This window comes from Pseudoalteromonas luteoviolacea H33-S (assembly GCF_001625695.1).
GTDB classification, from domain to species: domain Bacteria; phylum Pseudomonadota; class Gammaproteobacteria; order Enterobacterales; family Alteromonadaceae; genus Pseudoalteromonas; species Pseudoalteromonas luteoviolacea_B.
The window spans coordinates 18846-36282 of sequence record NZ_AUXY01000109.1; the positions used below are offsets into that span (position 1 = coordinate 18846).

Sequence of the window (17437 nt, forward strand, 5' to 3'; positions counted from 1 at the left end):
ATTCAATCATCTTAGGGTATCGGCAAACGGCTAGAATACTTAATAAAAAATCACAAAGTTTACATTAGTTTCGCTGTACAGGTGCTTCAACTTGCTCACTGAGCACTGCTGACCACTTATGTTTTATCCTCGTCATTGTGCCGTTTTCTGTGATCCGCTGCCTGCCCAAATCAAACTGTTTTAAAAGTTTTTTTGCCATCGGATTGCCGTATGACGCAGCGATAAACTCTTTATTGCTATCAAACATGGGGAGTTTGACAATTTCATTCTCTAAATTATGTTGCTGCAGTACAATATCCCAGACCCCTTCATATCCAGCAAAGCCATGCACGCGTTTACTTTTTAACATCTCAAAACCTTGAAATATGCCACCAACATCATACTTTTTAATGTCAGTTGCCTGAGCCCATTTAGCACCGTAATTAAAGCCACGCATTTGTGCAATGGTTTTACCATCGAACGTAGCGAGCGAGTCCCACTCAATAGGTTGCTCTTTTAATACATATATACGGTAATAGACTGTATTAACATACTCTTTTGAATATCGATATATCTTAAGGCGTTCTTCGCTGATGCTAACGGGGAATATCAAATCAACACGGCCATTATCGAGATAAGTCAGTGCTCTGGCCCAGGGCACAACCCATAGCTCCACGGTATAACCCATTTCATGAAAACTCTCACGGACTACATCCCACGCAAAGCCTTTAAATACAGGGCTGTCTTCACCCGGTGCTACTCGCACAACATGCGTATCACCATTATCTAAAAAACCAAATGGCGCATAATCAGGTAAGGTAATAACCGACACAGTCTTAAGCGCAGCATGGCAAGCAAAACCAACGGATAAATATACAACAGTCAATGCTCGCAACAACAGGACCATTTTGCCGCCTAAATAAATCGCTCTTATAGAAAGCTTAGTTAAGTTCGCCATTTATGACAAAGCAAATATCGACAGAGCAAGCGTCTTTCAAAGTTATAAAATACAGCCTTTAGTATTAAATTAACCTTTAAAAACCCTTCATTATGTACTAGTTATATCTAGGCCTTGTACACTAGTTCAGGCAAAGCTTGTTCTTAAGCCTCTCTCATGCACAACAATAATAAAACTTAATGGGGATACAATGCGGTTGAAAATGTATATTTTTACACTGATTCTGATAATGAATTCGTGGCTCGCCATCGCGACAGCAGATGTCGATTATCGATTGCCAACGCATGTCCACCTAAAGCATCAGTCAGTAAACTTACAAATCGATCCCAGTAGCCCCACTTTTTCAGGCTCGACTGAACTCAACCTGATACTCGAAATACCCACTAAATCGCTCGCATACCACAGTAAAGGCCTTGATATCACACAGGCCTCACTTGTTTATCAAGGTAAAAAGTGGCCACTCAATATAACAAAGCCAAATCAGTATGAAATTGTCACCCATGCATTACCCATAGAAATCAAAGGCGATGCAACGCTTAAAATAAAATACCGAGCTGCAATATCTGACCATGTGGAGGGATTGTATCGAGTTCAAAATGACAAAGGTCAAGTGTATTTACTATCACAGTTCCAATCGATGGAAGCGCGCAGAGTATTTCCAACACTGGATGAACCAGATAAAAAAGCGACATTTAGCTTTAACGTTACAACGCCAAAATCATATACGGTACTTCACAACACCCAAGCAAGCTCTGTCACGTACGAGGGTGATGCAAAAGTCACTCAGTTCAATAAAACTCCAAAAATGAATACCGATATCCTTGCACTGGCAGTCGGTCAATTTGCACAGCAGAAACTAACTAAAAACAATCTCAATACCATGGTATACAGCCCTGTGAGTCATAAAGCTATGCTGCCTCCTTATTTTGATAAAGTTGTCGTAGATTCCGTCTCCTTTATCGAAGATTATTTACAAAGCCCCTTCCCTTTCCAAAGGCTCGACTTTGTAATAGGCAATTTTGGTGGCATTGCAGCGATGGAAAATCTCGGTTTAGTGGCATTAAATGAAAATCAAGTCCCCTCCTCAGATGCAACTTTGCGTGCACATTGTCAGTTTAAAAAGCTCATTGCCCATGAAATCGCCCACAGTTGGTTTGGCAACGACATAACCATGGCATGGTACGATGATTATTGGCTTAATGAATCTTTTACTGAGTTTATTGCCGCGAAGGTGGTTAAGACTCTCTATCCAGACACCGCATCTTGCACACATGTACCGCAAGCAAAGGCATTCAATGACGATAACCAGCATGCAATCCCACTGATTTTTGATGTTAAAACACGTGAAGATACAGTGGCATATGGTCAACTTTATTACACCAAAGGCCGCGCTATTTTAGAAATGCTTGAACAAGCTTATGGCGCTGAAGCACTGCAACAGCGTTTACAACTTTACGTGAAAAAATTTGCCGGTAAAAATGTCAGTACGGACCAGTTTTTAGCCCTATTACCCGAGACTAAACTACAAAACATGATCACCAGTTTCACCCAAAACACCGGCTACCCACTGGTAACCATTTCCAAAAGAGGTGATCATTATGTATTAGCACAAAACGATTTATTAGATAGAAACGATATGCTCTGGACAGTTCCAGTATCACTAAAGTTATGGGATGGAAAACAAGTCTCCACACAAAAGCTGATATTAGAAGGCGCTGAACTTAAGATTACCCTCCCCGCCAACGTCCAAAGCATATTCCTAGATACAAATGGTGCTGGCTATTTTCGTTATATTGATGGTACAGGGCTTAAAGAGTTTCCTTTTGACAAGCTCAGTCCATCCGAGCAGGCCTCCTATCGGGATAATCAACAATCTATGGCAATCAGTGGCCACATTGAATACATGGCGTATATTGACAGTGTGGTGCGGGAATTAAACCAACTGCCACTAGACTCAGAACAGGCCAATACACTCATCAACGAATTGCACTACGTATTTATTGACCATATACAGCTTGGCCATCAACAGCCATTCGCTCGCTATTTAAGTGCACAGATCACGCACCAACCAGACTGGGAGACTCTGCTTAAAAAGCCATATGGTGGAGACGTATTACAGTTTTTTGGCCTTTACTTAAAAGCACCTGATGCAATAAAAACAGCAAAAGAGTATTACTACAGGCCAAATAGTCAGCAGCACCCGCATTTAGATAAAATGATTGCCGTGCTTGCAAGCAGCACAACCAATGCTCAGTACCAACAGTTAGTCACACAGTTTAAGCAAATGCCCAGTCAGGTAAAAGACAGCATGTTACCAGCACTGGGATATGTGAATAATGCCGAGAAAGTGAAACTGTACTATGACTTACTTCTTAGCGATGCGACAAAAGGCATGGTCATCGACGTGAACTTTCAATATCCGGCTTTCAATCCTGCTCTCAGAGTCATTGCTGCCGATTTAATCGCAAAAAGAAAAGATAAAATCATTGCTCGAATTACGCCGGCTTCATTACAGTGGTTTCCATATAGCTTCATTACATCCTGCTCTAAGGCGCAGCAGCAGGCTGTCAGCAAGTTATTTAATACTTGGTTGCACATTGAGGGACTCGAAGAAAAGCTGAACGTCGTCATGCATAATATTGAGCAATGCACCAAACGCTCAAAAAAGATAAGCCAGAGCATTGCATCAATACACTAAATACAAAGAGCTGAATTCAGCTCTTTTTATTTATCCAAAAGTGCGCGCTTTTTGATAGGCAGGCCGTGCTTGAACACGAGTTAAATAAGCTTGAATATGGGGTCGATTTTCCAGTAGCTTTAAGCTGCCTGCTATTTCTAGTGAAATCGTCATCATGATATCTGCAGCGCTAAACTCATCACCTGCAAAATACGCTCGCTTAGCCAAGGTCTCATCAATGTAACCAAGATCTAAACTCAATTCTTTCGCAATATATCCATCTAATGGCGCGTCACCCGAACGAGCTTCCATTTGCATCAACAAATAGGTGATCAACGGCAGCCCGAGCGAACCTTCTGCAAAATGCAGCCACTCTAAGTACGCATAGTAAGTATCGTCGTCTTTAGCTGGACGAAGCAAACCTTCACTACTTTGATCTAGAATGTACTCCAATACGGCACCTGACTCACACAATACGTGACCATTATGTTCAATCACAGGGGCTTTATTTAGTGGGTGTACTTCACCTAAACTAGGCGGTGCTAACTTGGTACTTTCATCTCTTTGATGATGCACAACCTCAAAAGGCATTTTGAGCTCTTCAAGCAACCAAATAACCCGTGTCGAGCGAGACTCATTCAAATGGTGAACGGTAATCATTACTTAGCTCCTTACCCAGTCAGTTTATTCACAAGTAACTCGCCGACTGCGTGCGCACTGGCCGGGTTTTGCCCTGTGATCACTCTCTCGTCTTCTATTGTAAAGCTCTGCCAAGGCTGTACTTTATTAAACTGCGCCGCCAATCTTGTTAGTGACTCTTCTAACAAAAATGGAATGTCGTTAATGGTGCCAAAATCGACTTCTTCTTCTCGCGTGAATGACGTGACTTTTTTGTCTGCCAGTAACGCTTTGCCATTACTTAACGTGATAGGCAATAAAGCCGCCGGCCCATGACATACCGCCGCAATCAAACCACCCGATTCATAGTGTTTTGCTGCCAAACTACTCATAGTTGTGTCTGTGGCTAAATCGCTTAACAAACCAAAACCACCTGGGTAAAAAATAGCGTCATAATCATCTATGTTTACGTCAATAATCGGTTGCGTATTGTCAACTTTTTGCATGAATGCCGTATCTGCCAGAATATCACTATTTACTTGGTCACCTTCTGCATCTGTGCCGTATAACGGCGCTTTACCGCCTTTGAGTGACACAATATCAAACTCAATGTGATTGGCATTGAGCACTGCAACAACGTGAGTGAGTTCAGGAGCATACGTTCCGTTAGGCTGATCAGTATCTCCTAACGTGGCATGATTAGTGACTGGGATCAGAACTTTTTTCATCTCTACTGTCCTTTGGCTTAAGTTATCTTGATTAGTACTGTATATTTTTTCCAAATAAATGATAATTAGCTAAATCAGTGAAACTCTTTTGCTATTTAGCAAAAATAGTTCTCTCATTTATCAAATTTAAACTTAAGAGTAGGCGTTTTTTTAATGGATAGCTTTGATGGTGTTTTTGAATTTGTAGCGGTTGCTGAAAGCGGCGGGTTCTCATCAGCTGCAAAAGTACTAAATTGCAGCACCAGCCATATCAGTCGACAAATTTCTCGACTCGAGCAACGTGTAGGCTGTAGCCTGTTTGCCAGAACAACAAGACAAATCAACCTCACAGAAAATGGCGTCTTTTATTATCAGCAATGCAAGCAGCTGATCACTGGCTTGCAACAAGCCAATGAGCAACTCGCACAGCAACAATTTAATTTAAGCGGCACTTTACGCGTCAGTGCCGCAGGCGGTTTTGCTGAAAATTACATCGCCCCTGCACTGATGGCATTTGCCAAGCTTCACCCTGAACTGTCCATCGAAATCGACTTTAACAGCCGTATGGTTAATTTTGTTGAAGATGGCATCGACTTCGCCATTCGCTATGGTGAGCTCCATGACTCAAATTTAATTGCTCGCAAGCTCATCAGCCGCTCAATGATGGCTGTGGCAAGCCCCGAATACTTAGCCCAAAACGGGACACCCACTCACCCGTCTGAGCTTAAACACCATAACTGTATTATTGCTAATAACGATACATGGTCATTTTTAGTGGATGGCACAAAGCAAGGGTACAAGGTAAAGGGAAACTGGCGCAGCAACAATGCGAACGTTGTGGTGTCTGCTTGCATGCAAGGGCTTGGTATCGCCTATATGCCAGAACGTACTTTTGACAGCGCCATTGAGGCAGGGCAACTGACGCCTATTTTAAAGCCATTTTGGAGTTCGGGCGCAACGAGTTGGATTGTATATCAAAACCGTCAATTTCAGCCGCTACGTGCGCGTTTGGCCATCGACTATTTACTGCAACATTTTCAAGACTTTTGATCAACCATGCTCTAATTAAGCTGTTATAAAGTGTAATGTTTTTTCTTGGCACTCAGGATTACTATCAAAGACGATATTAACCCATACTCATCACGTATCAAGCGTGTTTAAGGAGAAAGTCGATGTGTACTCGAGTGCTAAATAACCTCAATCGCAAGTACATTGCAACAGCTAGAAACATGGACTGGATGTTCCCTTTACCTACTAGCTTATTTACCTTTGATAAAGGCCTAAACAAAATAGGCATGCCCATTTCTGATAACAAAAAAGATAACGAAAAAGCGCTAAAATGGTGCTCAAAATATGCCAGTGTCGTTGCAATGGTCGGTGACGAGCAAAGTGGCTGGGCGTCTTCTGATGGCATGAACTCTATGGGTCTGGCCGCAAACGTACTCTACGATTGCAATGCCACCTATGCGAAAGACCAGCCTTGCAAAGAAGGACAACTGAGCGTGCTGCGTTGGGTGCAATATGTTTTAGATAATTTCGTTTTTGTAAAAGAAGTTGTCAGCGAATTCGAGCAACAAAAAATTGAGTTGGTGTCAGCAGATGTGCCAAACAGTGACGGCAAACCTGCAACATTACACCTATCTGTATCGGATGTAACAGGTAACTCTGCTATCATCGAAGTGTACAACGGTCAGTTTTACATTCACAGCAAAGATGAGTATGTCGTGATGACCAACGACCCTAGTTATGACCAGCAATTAAAAATTGATGCATATTGGAAGTGGCAATGGTCAGATGAAAATATTGCCGCCAGTCACACCATACCGGGTGGACCATTTTCTGCAGACAGATTTGAACGCGCATTATTCTATATTAGCCATATGAATGCCCCGACCAGCCATGATGAAGCACTCGCTCAAGCAAAATCAGTTGTGGCGAATGCCTGTGTACCGCTTGGATATAATGTGCAAATGACTGAAAGCCCAAACATTTCAAATACGCTTTGGACAACGTTAGTCAATCACAGCGAGCAAAAATATTACTTTAGTAATGCTCGTACCGCCAACACCATTTGGGTGGACCTACATACATTTGATTTTAATGAGCCAGTGAAGTGCTTAGATATGGTCACCATCAGCTCAGACAATCAGGTCATCAATAATAGCTATGAAGGTCAAGTCAACGAGCTACTTACACCTGTGCTCGACCCATACAGCCCCAACTTATTCATCCCAGATGAGATATGCCGTATTGGTGCCTAACTCATATGTGCTCAGCATCGGATCCAACCGATGCTGAGTAACAGCCGCTCTCCTTTCTCTACCCTAGACACAGAATGTATACAGCGATCAGGTCGAAACAGCTTTACTCTGTCAGATTCATAAAGTGGCGACTGACACACAAACTCGCCACCTTTGTTGGCTTTTTTCAATACGAGATTCAATCTAAAGTGACGGCCTGAAGAGACTTCATCAACATGCTTAGGCACTTCACAGCCTTCTGGGAACTTAAGTAAATAAACATCAAACTTAACAGGCCAATGTGCGCCCATAAGTAACATTTTATGATAGCCAGATTTTTGTCGACCAACTTGCCACTTGAATAGCTGTTTTAGCACCATCTCTCCCTTTTCAAACTCAAATATAAAGCATTAATTTTTATCGAGGTGAGGATTCTTAATCACAAAGCCGCGTTCAGTCCCTGAGATAAAGCCTACTTTTTCATATACCCCGTGGGCGGCAGTTCGAGTTTCACCAGACAACAACATGACTTTATAACACCCTTGCTGCCAAGCCAGCTCAACAGCAGCCTCTATGACCTTTTCACTCAGTCCTCTGCGCCGAAATTGCGCCCCAGTAATAACATGCTCAATAACGGCAAACGGCCGCACACCATTAGTTAGTGTCGTTACTATCGCCAGCTGGCAGGTGGATGCTATCTCACCGTCTAATTCAGCAACAATAAAGTGGTTATTTTCATCATGCTCAATGATTTTCCAACCTGATATTAAAGCATCATGAGACGCTTCTGGATCATGAGGCCTGAGCTCTTTAAACAGCTTTACTAAACCAGTTAAGTCAGATTGCGTTGCCACGCGGATAATCGCCATTTTACTCACTCCTTTTAAGTCGTCTCAATTGCCTTATTAATCTGCATTTTATAGTGTCATAAGTTGCAAGCGATTGACTACTCTAATACCACTATCTCATTTTTACTGGACGCCAAGTGTGAAAATAACACATCGCCAGTTTTGGGATTGAAATCTGAGAATATATCGATATTTCTTGGCCCTTCATACAGCACAGTTTTTACTTGAGTTTGCATATTAACCTGCCAAATTTTGCCATTTCTTGAAGCAGCAAAAATCAGCTCACCTTGCACATCGAGAAGTTGATTTAAACCTAATGTTGCCGTATCAATCAGCGAGCTCAAATCAGAACCATGATTCACATAAATGTTGCCATTTTCATTGAGTATATAAAGCTGCTTCTGACTACCAACTCGAGCACTGTTCACTTTATTAGCTGTAAACAAGCTATATTCATGGCTACTGTAATCATACAAAACCAGTTTAAACGCGTCATTCACGACCGCTTTTAGTAACACGCGGTTTTCACTCAGCGCCTGATAAACGTCAACAATTTCAAACGGGGTCGCAATACTTGTATGCTCCCCATTTAAATCCAATAAATGTAACGAATGTCCCGCTGCGGCAATGATTACACTGGCGTTTTGTGACCAAACAAAATCTTGTAAATAGTGGTTTTTAGTAAACTGACTAAGCTGTAAAGGCATGACGTCTGATGCTCGCTCTTTTGCCGCCAGCCATACTTGCCTCGAACCACTGCGATCAGAGATAAACGCGATATGCTCCCCATTTGATTGCAACTGCGCATTAAACTCGTTTTGAGTACTACGCGCAAAGCTTGTTAGTTCAGAGTGATGAATATTGCCAAACCCAAGGTCGTAATCAAACGCCCCCATAGAGGCAACTAAAGTATGGCCATTAGGGTGAAACTTGGGTGTATAAATATGCTCGGCCATTGGCAAAGTGTAAGCATGAAACTGCCCATTCATATCAACTTTGTACAAACCGTTATTTGCAGCGGTGATCAGTGACTCTTCACTCGGATGCCAACTCAGCTGCCAAAACTTAGCGTATTTATGCTGGGGGTTTGGCTCAAGTTCAATGCGATTTTGTGCCTGTGTCTCCATGTCTATCGTAACCAAGCTAAATCGATTGATGGCATCGCGCTCTGATATCGCAATCTTATTTTGCATATATCCATAATCAAGAAAATAAAGCGTTTTATCTTCCGGCTTGTAAAGAACGCTTACCTTATTATCTTTTAACGACAAGATACCAACGTGTTCTTCCTCAGATCCTCTATTAATAAATGCAATTTTGTCATCTGCTATCCATACTGGAGAATCATAATCGTTACCATCACAGGCTAGCAAACGCCGAGATTGCTGCGCTTGTGTTTTCGCCACTGAAAACGACAATGCACGAAGTTCACTACAGCCGGTCAACTGCTGCGTTTGCTGGCACGCTGCAACACTTGAAAAAACCACTTGCTGACCATCTGGCGACCAACTTGGCGCACCGTAGTAACCAACTTCTTTGGTTAATCGGTACTCTCGATTGGTTTTTCGGTCTTTCGCCCATAGTTCATTCTGACAACCACCTAAATGACGTTGAAAAATAATATAGCGGCCATCGGGTGAAAAGCTGGGTTTGATCTCTCTGTAGTCTGTTGCGGTTAACGCCTCAAGCTTATTGATCCTAAGCACACGCTCTGCGTTATTCATCGGTGGCATTAACTGCCAAGTAAGTAGACTAACAACAAATAAAATCGCGACTCCCAACCCCCATTTTTTGAACGGAGGTCCAGCTGTGCTTTCTGATAGGGCTTGTTTGCTTGGACACGCATTCATTAATAAGTCGTTTTTTACGGCTCGTTTAGTCCATTGCACACTTGGTATTAGACTATACCCAATTTTTGGGTGAGTCATAATTAAGGCTTGCGTTTTGACATCATCATTGAGTACTTTGCGTAACTGTGCAATACAGCGTTGGATGGCATTTGGGCCAACCACCATGTTTGGCCATATCTGCGCTAAAAATTGCTCATGTGTGACAACCTCGCCTTGATGCTCTGCCAAAAGAGCCAACACTTGCAAGACTTTTGGCTCGACACTATGTACTTTGCCGTCAACACGAATTTGAGAGCGGTACATATCTACGTGGAACTCATTAATGTAAAACTCTTTCAAAGCAAGGCTCTCTCTAACTCAATCATATCCCTAACCGCTAGCCAACCTGATCCCAATGCGGCCCAATACCGACCATTTTTTAACACGCTTGTACCTCTATGTCATCATTTTTGCGCCATAAATTCTTAACCGAATAATCAATAACCCCATGATAAAAATATAAATATTTTTCCACAGCAAAGCATCAGCTTCCCTTCATTGCACTGTTAAACATCATATTGAAAATAGTGGCAACGAGATAACATAGAGGACACATCTTTGAGAAATACATTCTTCAAACTGGCAATGATGGCATCACTCGTGATCGCACCTTGGGTCAAAGCACATGCTAATTACTCACACAAAAAACTAAGCGACAATGTACATATTTTGACAAAACATTGGAAAACCATGAATTTAGGATTTGGCATCGTCGTAGGCAAAGATGGATTGCTATTGATCAACAGCATGGTTGCCTATGATGTGAAAAACTTTGAAGCTGAGCTAGAAAAGATATCCCCTTTACCCGTTAAATACGTTATCAACAGTAACTATGATGGTAACAATACCCAACTAAATAAACACTTTGCAGACAAAGGGGCCACCATTATCTCGCACAAAGCGTTGAAATATCGCGATGTTTACACCCAAATGCTCATTGGAGATGAGTTTAGTATGTATTTTGGCGGGCAAAATATACGGACGATCAAAAGTGAGGGGCATTCGTATGGCCAGATAAATATTCTCTTAGAAGATGCTAACGTTTTGTTTACCGCGGATAGTTTTAGGCATGATTGGCTCACTTATTTGGGCCCTAAAGGTTTAACGGGTCACATAAATGGCCTGCAAAAAACGCTCAGCTTCATCGACGAAAACACGGTGATCGTTCCCGGTGGCACCTATAAAAACGAGCTGCTTTTTAACAAAATACATATTGTTGAGCAAATACAGCACAGTCATGCCCTCAAAAGCTTAGTGACCAAGTTAGTAAATCAAGGATTAAATCCAGAGAAAATCGCGCAACACGAGCAAATTACTTCGTTCTTCAAGCTGCACTTTCCTAACCGAACATTTAACCCGATCCATCGAATTCGTGCCATCACAAACTTTATACAAGCGGCTCCGTACGAGCTGAATAAACAAGACAAAAGTGCCTTACTTGGCTTTTACAAAACCCAGCAAGGACACATGTTTGAGCTCATTCTTCAAGGAGAGATCATAATTGCAAGAAGTGAAAATCATTTTATTTTCAGCCTCAAAGCAATATCACAAAACACACTCAGGTTATTAGATGGTGAGGAAGGCGAAACATTTCAAATCGTGCGTAATGAAATGGGAAAGATCACCGCCATAAAACCCGATCTAAACTATAGCTGGAAAACTAAGTATATCGGCGAGCAAGCTTGGATTAAGATAGACAAACAGCGCATTGAACATGTTAAAACACCGCGCTAGGTAATGCATCTGTGCTTAAAAGATAGTGGTCGACACTTTACCTCTATCTTTTTCAATGACCGCAGTACAGTTAACACTTCAGGCTCATCAAGCCTTCACCTCATATAACTCCAATGGTAGCCCATCAGGGTCTTGGAAAAAGGTAAAGCGCTGATGTGTATATTCATCCACTCTAACCGGCTCAGTTGCAACATTATGTGCGTGTAAATGCGCAATCACAGCATCTATGTCTTCAACTTGAAATGCCAAATGGCGCAGCCCTGCGGCTTCAGGTCGACTTGGGCGTTTGGGTGGGTGAGGAAATGAAAACAGCTCTATTTGACGGCCATCGGGTAATGCTAGATCTAACTTATACGACTGCCTTTGCGCACGATAGTTTTCCGCAAGTACTTTGCAACCTAGTACCTCTGTGTAAAAAGCCTTAGAAACTGCATAATCAGTGCAAATAATTGCTATATGATGAATACCCTTAAGCATACTTAACCACCACTAAAATTTAATATTCGTCATAACGGGGTAACAACAGACTAGGTTACGCCTAACAAGAAAGTTGTTCTAGATTATAAATGAGTTAAGCATTACTTTCAGGTAAAAGTACATATGGGAATAATCGCGCTACTTAAATAAACCCAAAAACTAACTCCAACATCTGCCCTCCTCGCCGTCTACAACCACGTATTCAATCATGATAAAAAAGCTAAAAACCAATCAAAGTACATTTAAGATCAGCCATACCGATAAATATATTAATAAAAAAACAGCTAAAATCATGACATACCATAGAATTAAAACATTTTAAAAAATAGAAAAGTAAAAACGGTAATATATTGATAAGGTGAGATATAAAATCAAAAAGCCATTTAAAAAGTGATAAATTATCGCTCTTAAAAAAGCACATTTTTAATCAAAAAACTCCAAATTAATAGAAAATAACATTTTACACCCCCATCAATATATGTAACAAAATAAATCAAAAAGGAGACCTGTTTAACCTGAAATATTTACACTACCCGCTCACAATTGAAGGAGATAAAATGTTAAAAAAACTAATAACAACAAGCATGTTGCTAGCTCTTGGCTCAGTGACACTCCCCTTACATGCGCACACTAGTTCAACAGACAGTGTCAGCTCATCGCAACACATGTATAAAGACTATTCTGTCTATTTTGCCAATGAAGAGCAGAGGATTGAATATGCGAGAAAGTACCATGGGCAAATTGTCGATACCTTGCACAATGCGCTTATTGTTTCGCTCAGCGATAAAGAGTTTTTATCCGCTCGTTCCTCTGGCGACATCATTTTAGAACACACGCCACCTCAACCGATAAACCGTGCAGCAAATGCATTGGTTAAAGCAAGTCAAAATACACCAACTCCGGCCCAAGTATCTGGAATACCTAATTTTCCATGTTATCCAACGCTTGAAGAAACATATGAACTTGCCGAACAGCTCGCCGCAAAATATCCAAACTTTGTCGAGTTAAAGCGTATTGGGCAGTCATGGAAAAAAGAACAGGGTCTTGGCGGCCACGACCTCACAGTGCTGGTGATAAAAAATAAAAAAAGAAACAAAGATAAAAAACTCCCCACTATGTATATGCAAGGCGCTCTGCATGCCAGAGAATATACAGCAGGTGCAACAACCATCAAGTTTGCACAGCACCTGTTAGAAAATAGACGCACGAACCCTGATATCAAGTGGATTTTAAACCAGAGAGAAATTCATATTTTACTAATAGCCAACCCTGACGGTCGAAAATATGCAGAGCTTGGTAAGTTATGGCGAAAGAACACCAACACCGCCTATTGCGCCACGAACGAAGAGCAAATCGGTGCAGACTTGAATCGTAATTTCGACTTTGGCTGGAACTCAACACCCTATTCCTCAGATGAACAATGCTCTAATACATACCAAGGCCCAGTAGCGGCATCAGAACCAGAGACACAAGTTATACAAAGCTACATCAACAGTATTTTTGAAGATAATCGCGGAGAGCTAGACACAGACGCAGCGCCGCTGGATACCGCAGGGCTATTTATTGATATCCATAGTCATGGCGGTATGATCATGTGGCCATGGTCACACTTACGTACTCCTCCACCCAATTCAACGGGTTTATCCATGTTAGGACATCGACTGGCTGCCTATAATGGCTATGCGGCGTTTCAGGTAGGCAATCGCTTTCATGTTAGCGGTTCTGCCGACGGCTATGCCTATGGCCAATTAGGTGTTGCATCTTTTACCTATGAACTGGGAAGAGAGTTTTTTGAGCACTGTGGCAATTTTGAAGGTGAGATCTTCCCAAACACATTAAAGTCCCTGATTTACGCAGCAAAAGTTGCAAAAGCCCCTTACAAAATATCAGGCGGCCCTCAGATACTTGATTATAAATTAGAAGGAGCCGGCAATGTGGCAATACCACCAGGTACCCCCATCAATTTAACCGCAGGCATTTATGATGACTTCTTTGGTAGACAAACTTATACACCATTACCACCAAGCCAAGCGATCAAAAAAGTTAAACTGATAATTAAAAAGCAAGGTGAAGGCATTGTACAAAGGCTTAAACTCCCTGCAGCCGACGGCATTTATGACTCACCGCAAGAACAGTTAAACTACGCACTCGATACAAGTGACTGGGATGATGGTCGTTACACTTTAATACTTAAAGCTCAAGATGTTACCGGTCAATGGGGCGTTAAATATGCGAAATACTTGACGATTGATGATGATGCAAGTACACAAAATCAAGCGCCAGTTGCCGATTTTACCCCGACTTGCACTTATGGTACTTGCCAATTTGACGCATCAAAAAGCACGGATGATAAACCAGGCTTAAAGTACCGTTGGTTTATTGGATCTGAAACATACCGCCAAGAGTACTCAGGTGAAAAGATAGAATATGTTCATGAAATGGCAGGCACTTATTACGTCACGCTGGTGGTAGAAGATGCCAATGATATCTCAGCAGTAAAACATGCCGTATTCGACTTGGATGGTAAATATCTACCAATTGCCAACTTCACCTATCAGTGCAGCAATCTCACATGTGAGTTTGACTCATCCAGTTCAACTGATCCTGATGGACAAATAACCGAAAGACTATGGAACTTTGGCGTCGATGGCCTCTACCTGCCGGGTAATGTGAAGGAAACTTTTACCTTCCCAGTAGCTGGGGAATACAGAGTGGCATTTGTAGCCTATGACAATGACGGGCTCTACCATGAAACCTTTCAATTCATCACCGTAAACTAAAACAACGATATAATGCTCAGCAGCATAGGTGCTGAGCATTATAATATCGGTCATTACTTAGCCAACATCATTTCTTTAGCCACAATTGCAGCGGAATACATAAACATCGTAGAGACAATACGCTCATCTTTAATCACTGCTTTTTTATCTTTCATCGTGTTTTTGTTTTGCGCAATCGCACCATTTTTATTTAATTGCTCTTCAACTAAGAATGGCAATAAGGTCCCTTGCTTTGCCCAGCTTTTACGTCGCTCAGTCGAATTTGGAAAGCCCGCGACTTTTTTACCTTTAATCATAAACTCACCTGAAGACAACTTTACATTTGAAAATGCACCAGCGCCATGTCCCGCTGAACCAACAATGCCACCCGCCTCATAAATATCGGCGATGATTTTTTGCAAATCTTTATTGCTTGCTACGTCAAATAATGGGCCGTAGCCACCACCTATATACACACCCCAATATTGGCTTGGGTCAATTTGAGATGGACTCAAAGTATTATTGGTTTTTTCAGTAAAGCCTTCATATTTCATGGTATAGGCACTGATACCGTAGGCTTCCATTTGAAACTCGACTTTACCGCCTTTTGGTGAGACAAAATCAACATCAACTCCATGACTTACAAAAACATGATATGGCGGTGCCACTTCCCATAAATTGTTTCTTGCATCGCTTTTATCTGGATCTCCCATATGTACCAAATTAGACGTGATAATCAGTACTTTTTTTCTATCGTCAGCCAACAAATCAAAAGATAGTAAACCACACAATAACAACAGTAGAGAAAATAAATACTTCATTTTTATCCTTATTATTTTTTAACTACATTAAGCTTTGACGCTAATAAAAACGAAAAGGTTTAAATATAAATAACAAAATTTCAAAATAAATTTTAATCCACATTGTCAGCAGTAAACTGGTAGAGCAAGAACACTATTGACTTACTTTTTTTATACATATTAACTTGTACTTGGGTTCTACCCTACTTGTGTTCAAAAATTAAAAGGAAAATTAATGAATAGAAAAATACTATTGTCGTTATTTAGCGCTTCTATGTTAATCAGCGCAAACGTGAGTGCCTATGATCACAATGATCCTAATTTTCGCTACTACCTTGTAACCTGCTTAGATAAAACAACCCATACAAAACTGTGGTTCGATATCTCAAGGTACTGGGAAAATGCATGGGTGCCTAGATGCCGTGCTGAAAACGGTTACTTGGACGTTGAAAAAGTATATTGGCAAGTAGAACGTTAAAGCAAAAATGAGTGCAAACCTAGCTCAATTAAATATCAATTGATTCACCAACGTTTGCACTCTTAATGCCTGAACTCACCTTAAAAATGAGACACTTTGAAAATATCAAAGAGCCATTACTAATTCCTTAAAAAGAACAGGTGTTAACCTAGGCCCTAAACACTTTATAGTACAACTGCTAACTCTGTAATAAGCACATTGAATGTATTCAAATACCGTCTTTCGTTGATCTATTCCTTTCTTCATACACAGCTTCAATAAACTACCGGAATTTTCATTTACACCTCACTTCCAAAACGATATAGATAAGCAAAATATATTTCCGCACTCAATAGGGAGTCAATCGGCTCATTACCTGCAAATTTTCTACCATTACCAACGGCGAATACAGGTTCAGTCGCTAAATGCCATGAGCATCTCAGTCGTTGCTTTTATCACTGTACTTGCCAACTTAATGGGCGATTGCACTACAAAATAAAGCAAGCAGCATCGTTTCCAAAAAGGCTATGACGGTACTTGTTCCACATTTACTCACACAGTGGCAATTTCCAACCCCTAAAACGTTCTCTGTTATCAATGATTGATGGATACTCATCACTTGATATCGAATTACTAATTATTTGATTCTTCTCTTTTACCGCTTTCAGTAACGTATTCAAATAACAATATCATTTACAGCCTTAGCCTTTGTCACAAACAATATAGCGATAAATTCATTCATTGCAGAGCTATCTCACATTGTTTAATTAGAACCTTAAACCAGCTCAGGATTCAGAGCGAAATTCTGCAGAAAACGTAGAAGTTCAACATGCTTAACCTGTACTCGATACTTATCAATTCCTGTATGCCTATAGAACAGCTTAAATGTGGGCATCCTGTGAGCAATACCGACGTATACTTTATTTCTTTTCAGCTCACGTTGGTAATTATCTTTTTTGCAGATCTGAGAGATTAAAATTCCCAGTATAAAAAGGGTAGAAATTTGCCAACCACCCTATCGGTCAGCTGCAGTTCACGCATAGTATTATTGCTTTATGGTTATGTACTAGGACATACTGATTCAGCAGGGCCTTGTTGATCAAATAGGCCTTTACTGACAGCCTTGTTATTTTTACCTATATTCAGGCATACCTAGCCTGTTCATCGTGTTGATCACCTTGGCTTTAATCATTACTTCTGTGTGTTGGCTGTTGAAGGTGCGGCTTGTTAATTTGTCACCCGTAAGCTGTTTAAAACGATAAACGCCTGTTTCAGCCAGCGAACGCTCATGATA

The 17437-nt window shown here is 41.1% G+C and carries 14 protein-coding genes; 6 read left to right on the top strand and 8 right to left on the bottom strand.

Features of this window, described 5'->3' with window-relative positions; all coding sequences use genetic code 11:
* Positions 1-64: 64 nt before the first annotated feature.
* The gene (locus tag N477_RS21710; RefSeq protein WP_063363215.1) at positions 65-886 is read right to left on the bottom strand and encodes a substrate-binding periplasmic protein; all 822 of its coding nucleotides are present in this window, start codon (positions 884-886) and stop codon (positions 65-67) included.
* A gap of 280 nt (positions 887-1166) precedes the next feature.
* Here N477_RS21710 and N477_RS21715 point away from each other — a divergent pair, with 280 nt between their 5' ends.
* Positions 1167-3635 (top strand): M1 family metallopeptidase, encoded by a 2469-nt coding sequence (locus N477_RS21715; protein ID WP_196760677.1) that lies wholly within the window; start codon positions 1167-1169, stop codon positions 3633-3635.
* Between the two features lie 30 nt (positions 3636-3665).
* Here the strand turns inward: N477_RS21715 and N477_RS21720 are convergent, their stop codons facing one another.
* Together N477_RS21720 and N477_RS21725 are read right to left on the bottom strand one after the other, a co-directional pair.
* On the bottom strand, positions 3666-4274 hold the full coding sequence (locus N477_RS21720) for a glutathione S-transferase family protein (protein ID WP_063363217.1): 609 nt from the start codon (positions 4272-4274) through the stop codon (positions 3666-3668).
* Between the two features lie 11 nt (positions 4275-4285).
* Positions 4286-4960, bottom strand: a complete 675-nt coding sequence (locus N477_RS21725; RefSeq protein ID WP_063363218.1) for a type 1 glutamine amidotransferase domain-containing protein — start codon at positions 4958-4960, stop codon at positions 4286-4288.
* 153 nt (positions 4961-5113) lie between these two features.
* Between N477_RS21725 and N477_RS21730 the strand changes: the two genes are divergently transcribed.
* Entirely contained in the window at positions 5114-5989 is an 876-nt protein-coding gene (locus N477_RS21730) for a LysR family transcriptional regulator (protein WP_063363219.1), read from the top strand.
* Positions 5990-6111: 122 nt separating this feature from the next.
* Positions 6112-7200, top strand: a complete 1089-nt coding sequence (locus tag N477_RS21735) for a linear amide C-N hydrolase (protein WP_063363220.1) — start codon at positions 6112-6114, stop codon at positions 7198-7200.
* 11 nt (positions 7201-7211) lie between these two features.
* Here the strand turns inward: N477_RS21735 and N477_RS21740 are convergent, their stop codons facing one another.
* The 3 genes from N477_RS21740 to N477_RS21750 form a co-directional block, all read right to left on the bottom strand.
* A complete protein-coding gene (locus tag N477_RS21740; protein WP_063363221.1) occupies positions 7212-7559 on the bottom strand; it encodes a hypothetical protein in 348 nt (115 codons plus the stop codon).
* A gap of 30 nt (positions 7560-7589) precedes the next feature.
* Positions 7590-8048, bottom strand: coding sequence for a GNAT family N-acetyltransferase (locus tag N477_RS21745; protein ID WP_063363222.1), 459 nt, complete (start codon positions 8046-8048; stop codon positions 7590-7592).
* 77 nt (positions 8049-8125) lie between these two features.
* Positions 8126-10216, bottom strand: coding sequence for a winged helix-turn-helix domain-containing protein (locus tag N477_RS21750; protein ID WP_155731992.1), 2091 nt, complete (start codon positions 10214-10216; stop codon positions 8126-8128).
* A 258-nt stretch (positions 10217-10474) separates the two neighbouring features.
* Between N477_RS21750 and N477_RS21755 the strand changes: the two genes are divergently transcribed.
* The gene (locus N477_RS21755; protein ID WP_155731993.1) at positions 10475-11650 is read left to right on the top strand and encodes a hypothetical protein; all 1176 of its coding nucleotides are present in this window, start codon (positions 10475-10477) and stop codon (positions 11648-11650) included.
* Between the two features lie 87 nt (positions 11651-11737).
* Here N477_RS21755 and N477_RS21760 read toward each other — a convergent pair whose 3' ends face one another.
* On the bottom strand, positions 11738-12127 hold the full coding sequence (locus N477_RS21760) for a VOC family protein (protein ID WP_063363225.1): 390 nt from the start codon (positions 12125-12127) through the stop codon (positions 11738-11740).
* 557 nt (positions 12128-12684) lie between these two features.
* Here N477_RS21760 and N477_RS21765 point away from each other — a divergent pair.
* Positions 12685-14907, top strand: coding sequence for a M14 family zinc carboxypeptidase (locus N477_RS21765; RefSeq protein ID WP_063363226.1), 2223 nt, complete (start codon positions 12685-12687; stop codon positions 14905-14907).
* A gap of 53 nt (positions 14908-14960) precedes the next feature.
* Here N477_RS21765 and N477_RS21770 read toward each other — a convergent pair whose 3' ends face one another.
* Entirely contained in the window at positions 14961-15707 is a 747-nt protein-coding gene (locus tag N477_RS21770) for a type 1 glutamine amidotransferase domain-containing protein (RefSeq protein ID WP_063363227.1), read from the bottom strand.
* A 214-nt stretch (positions 15708-15921) separates the two neighbouring features.
* On the opposite strand from N477_RS21770, the gene N477_RS21775 reads away from it, so the two are divergent.
* Positions 15922-16164 (top strand): hypothetical protein, encoded by a 243-nt coding sequence (locus N477_RS21775; protein WP_063363228.1) that lies wholly within the window; start codon positions 15922-15924, stop codon positions 16162-16164.
* Positions 16165-17437 lie beyond the last annotated feature (1273 nt).

Excerpts from the sequence above, each read along its gene's own strand:
- N477_RS21710 (WP_063363215.1), bottom strand. The coding sequence starts at position 886 with ATGGTCCTGTTGTTGCGAGCATTGACTGTTGTATATTTATCCGTTGGT.
- N477_RS21715 (WP_196760677.1), top strand. The coding sequence starts at position 1,167 with ATGAATTCGTGGCTCGCCATCGCGACAGCAGATGTCGATTATCGATTG.
- N477_RS21720 (WP_063363217.1), bottom strand. The coding sequence starts at position 4,274 with ATGATTACCGTTCACCATTTGAATGAGTCTCGCTCGACACGGGTTATT.
- N477_RS21725 (WP_063363218.1), bottom strand. The coding sequence starts at position 4,960 with ATGAAAAAAGTTCTGATCCCAGTCACTAATCATGCCACGTTAGGAGAT.
- N477_RS21730 (WP_063363219.1), top strand. The coding sequence starts at position 5,114 with ATGGATAGCTTTGATGGTGTTTTTGAATTTGTAGCGGTTGCTGAAAGC.
- N477_RS21735 (WP_063363220.1), top strand. The coding sequence starts at position 6,112 with ATGTGTACTCGAGTGCTAAATAACCTCAATCGCAAGTACATTGCAACA.
- N477_RS21740 (WP_063363221.1), bottom strand. The coding sequence starts at position 7,559 with ATGGTGCTAAAACAGCTATTCAAGTGGCAAGTTGGTCGACAAAAATCT.
- N477_RS21745 (WP_063363222.1), bottom strand. The coding sequence starts at position 8,048 with ATGGCGATTATCCGCGTGGCAACGCAATCTGACTTAACTGGTTTAGTA.
- N477_RS21760 (WP_063363225.1), bottom strand. The coding sequence starts at position 12,127 with ATGCTTAAGGGTATTCATCATATAGCAATTATTTGCACTGATTATGCA.
- N477_RS21765 (WP_063363226.1), top strand. The coding sequence starts at position 12,685 with ATGTTAAAAAAACTAATAACAACAAGCATGTTGCTAGCTCTTGGCTCA.
- N477_RS21770 (WP_063363227.1), bottom strand. The coding sequence starts at position 15,707 with ATGAAGTATTTATTTTCTCTACTGTTGTTATTGTGTGGTTTACTATCT.
- N477_RS21775 (WP_063363228.1), top strand. The coding sequence starts at position 15,922 with ATGAATAGAAAAATACTATTGTCGTTATTTAGCGCTTCTATGTTAATC.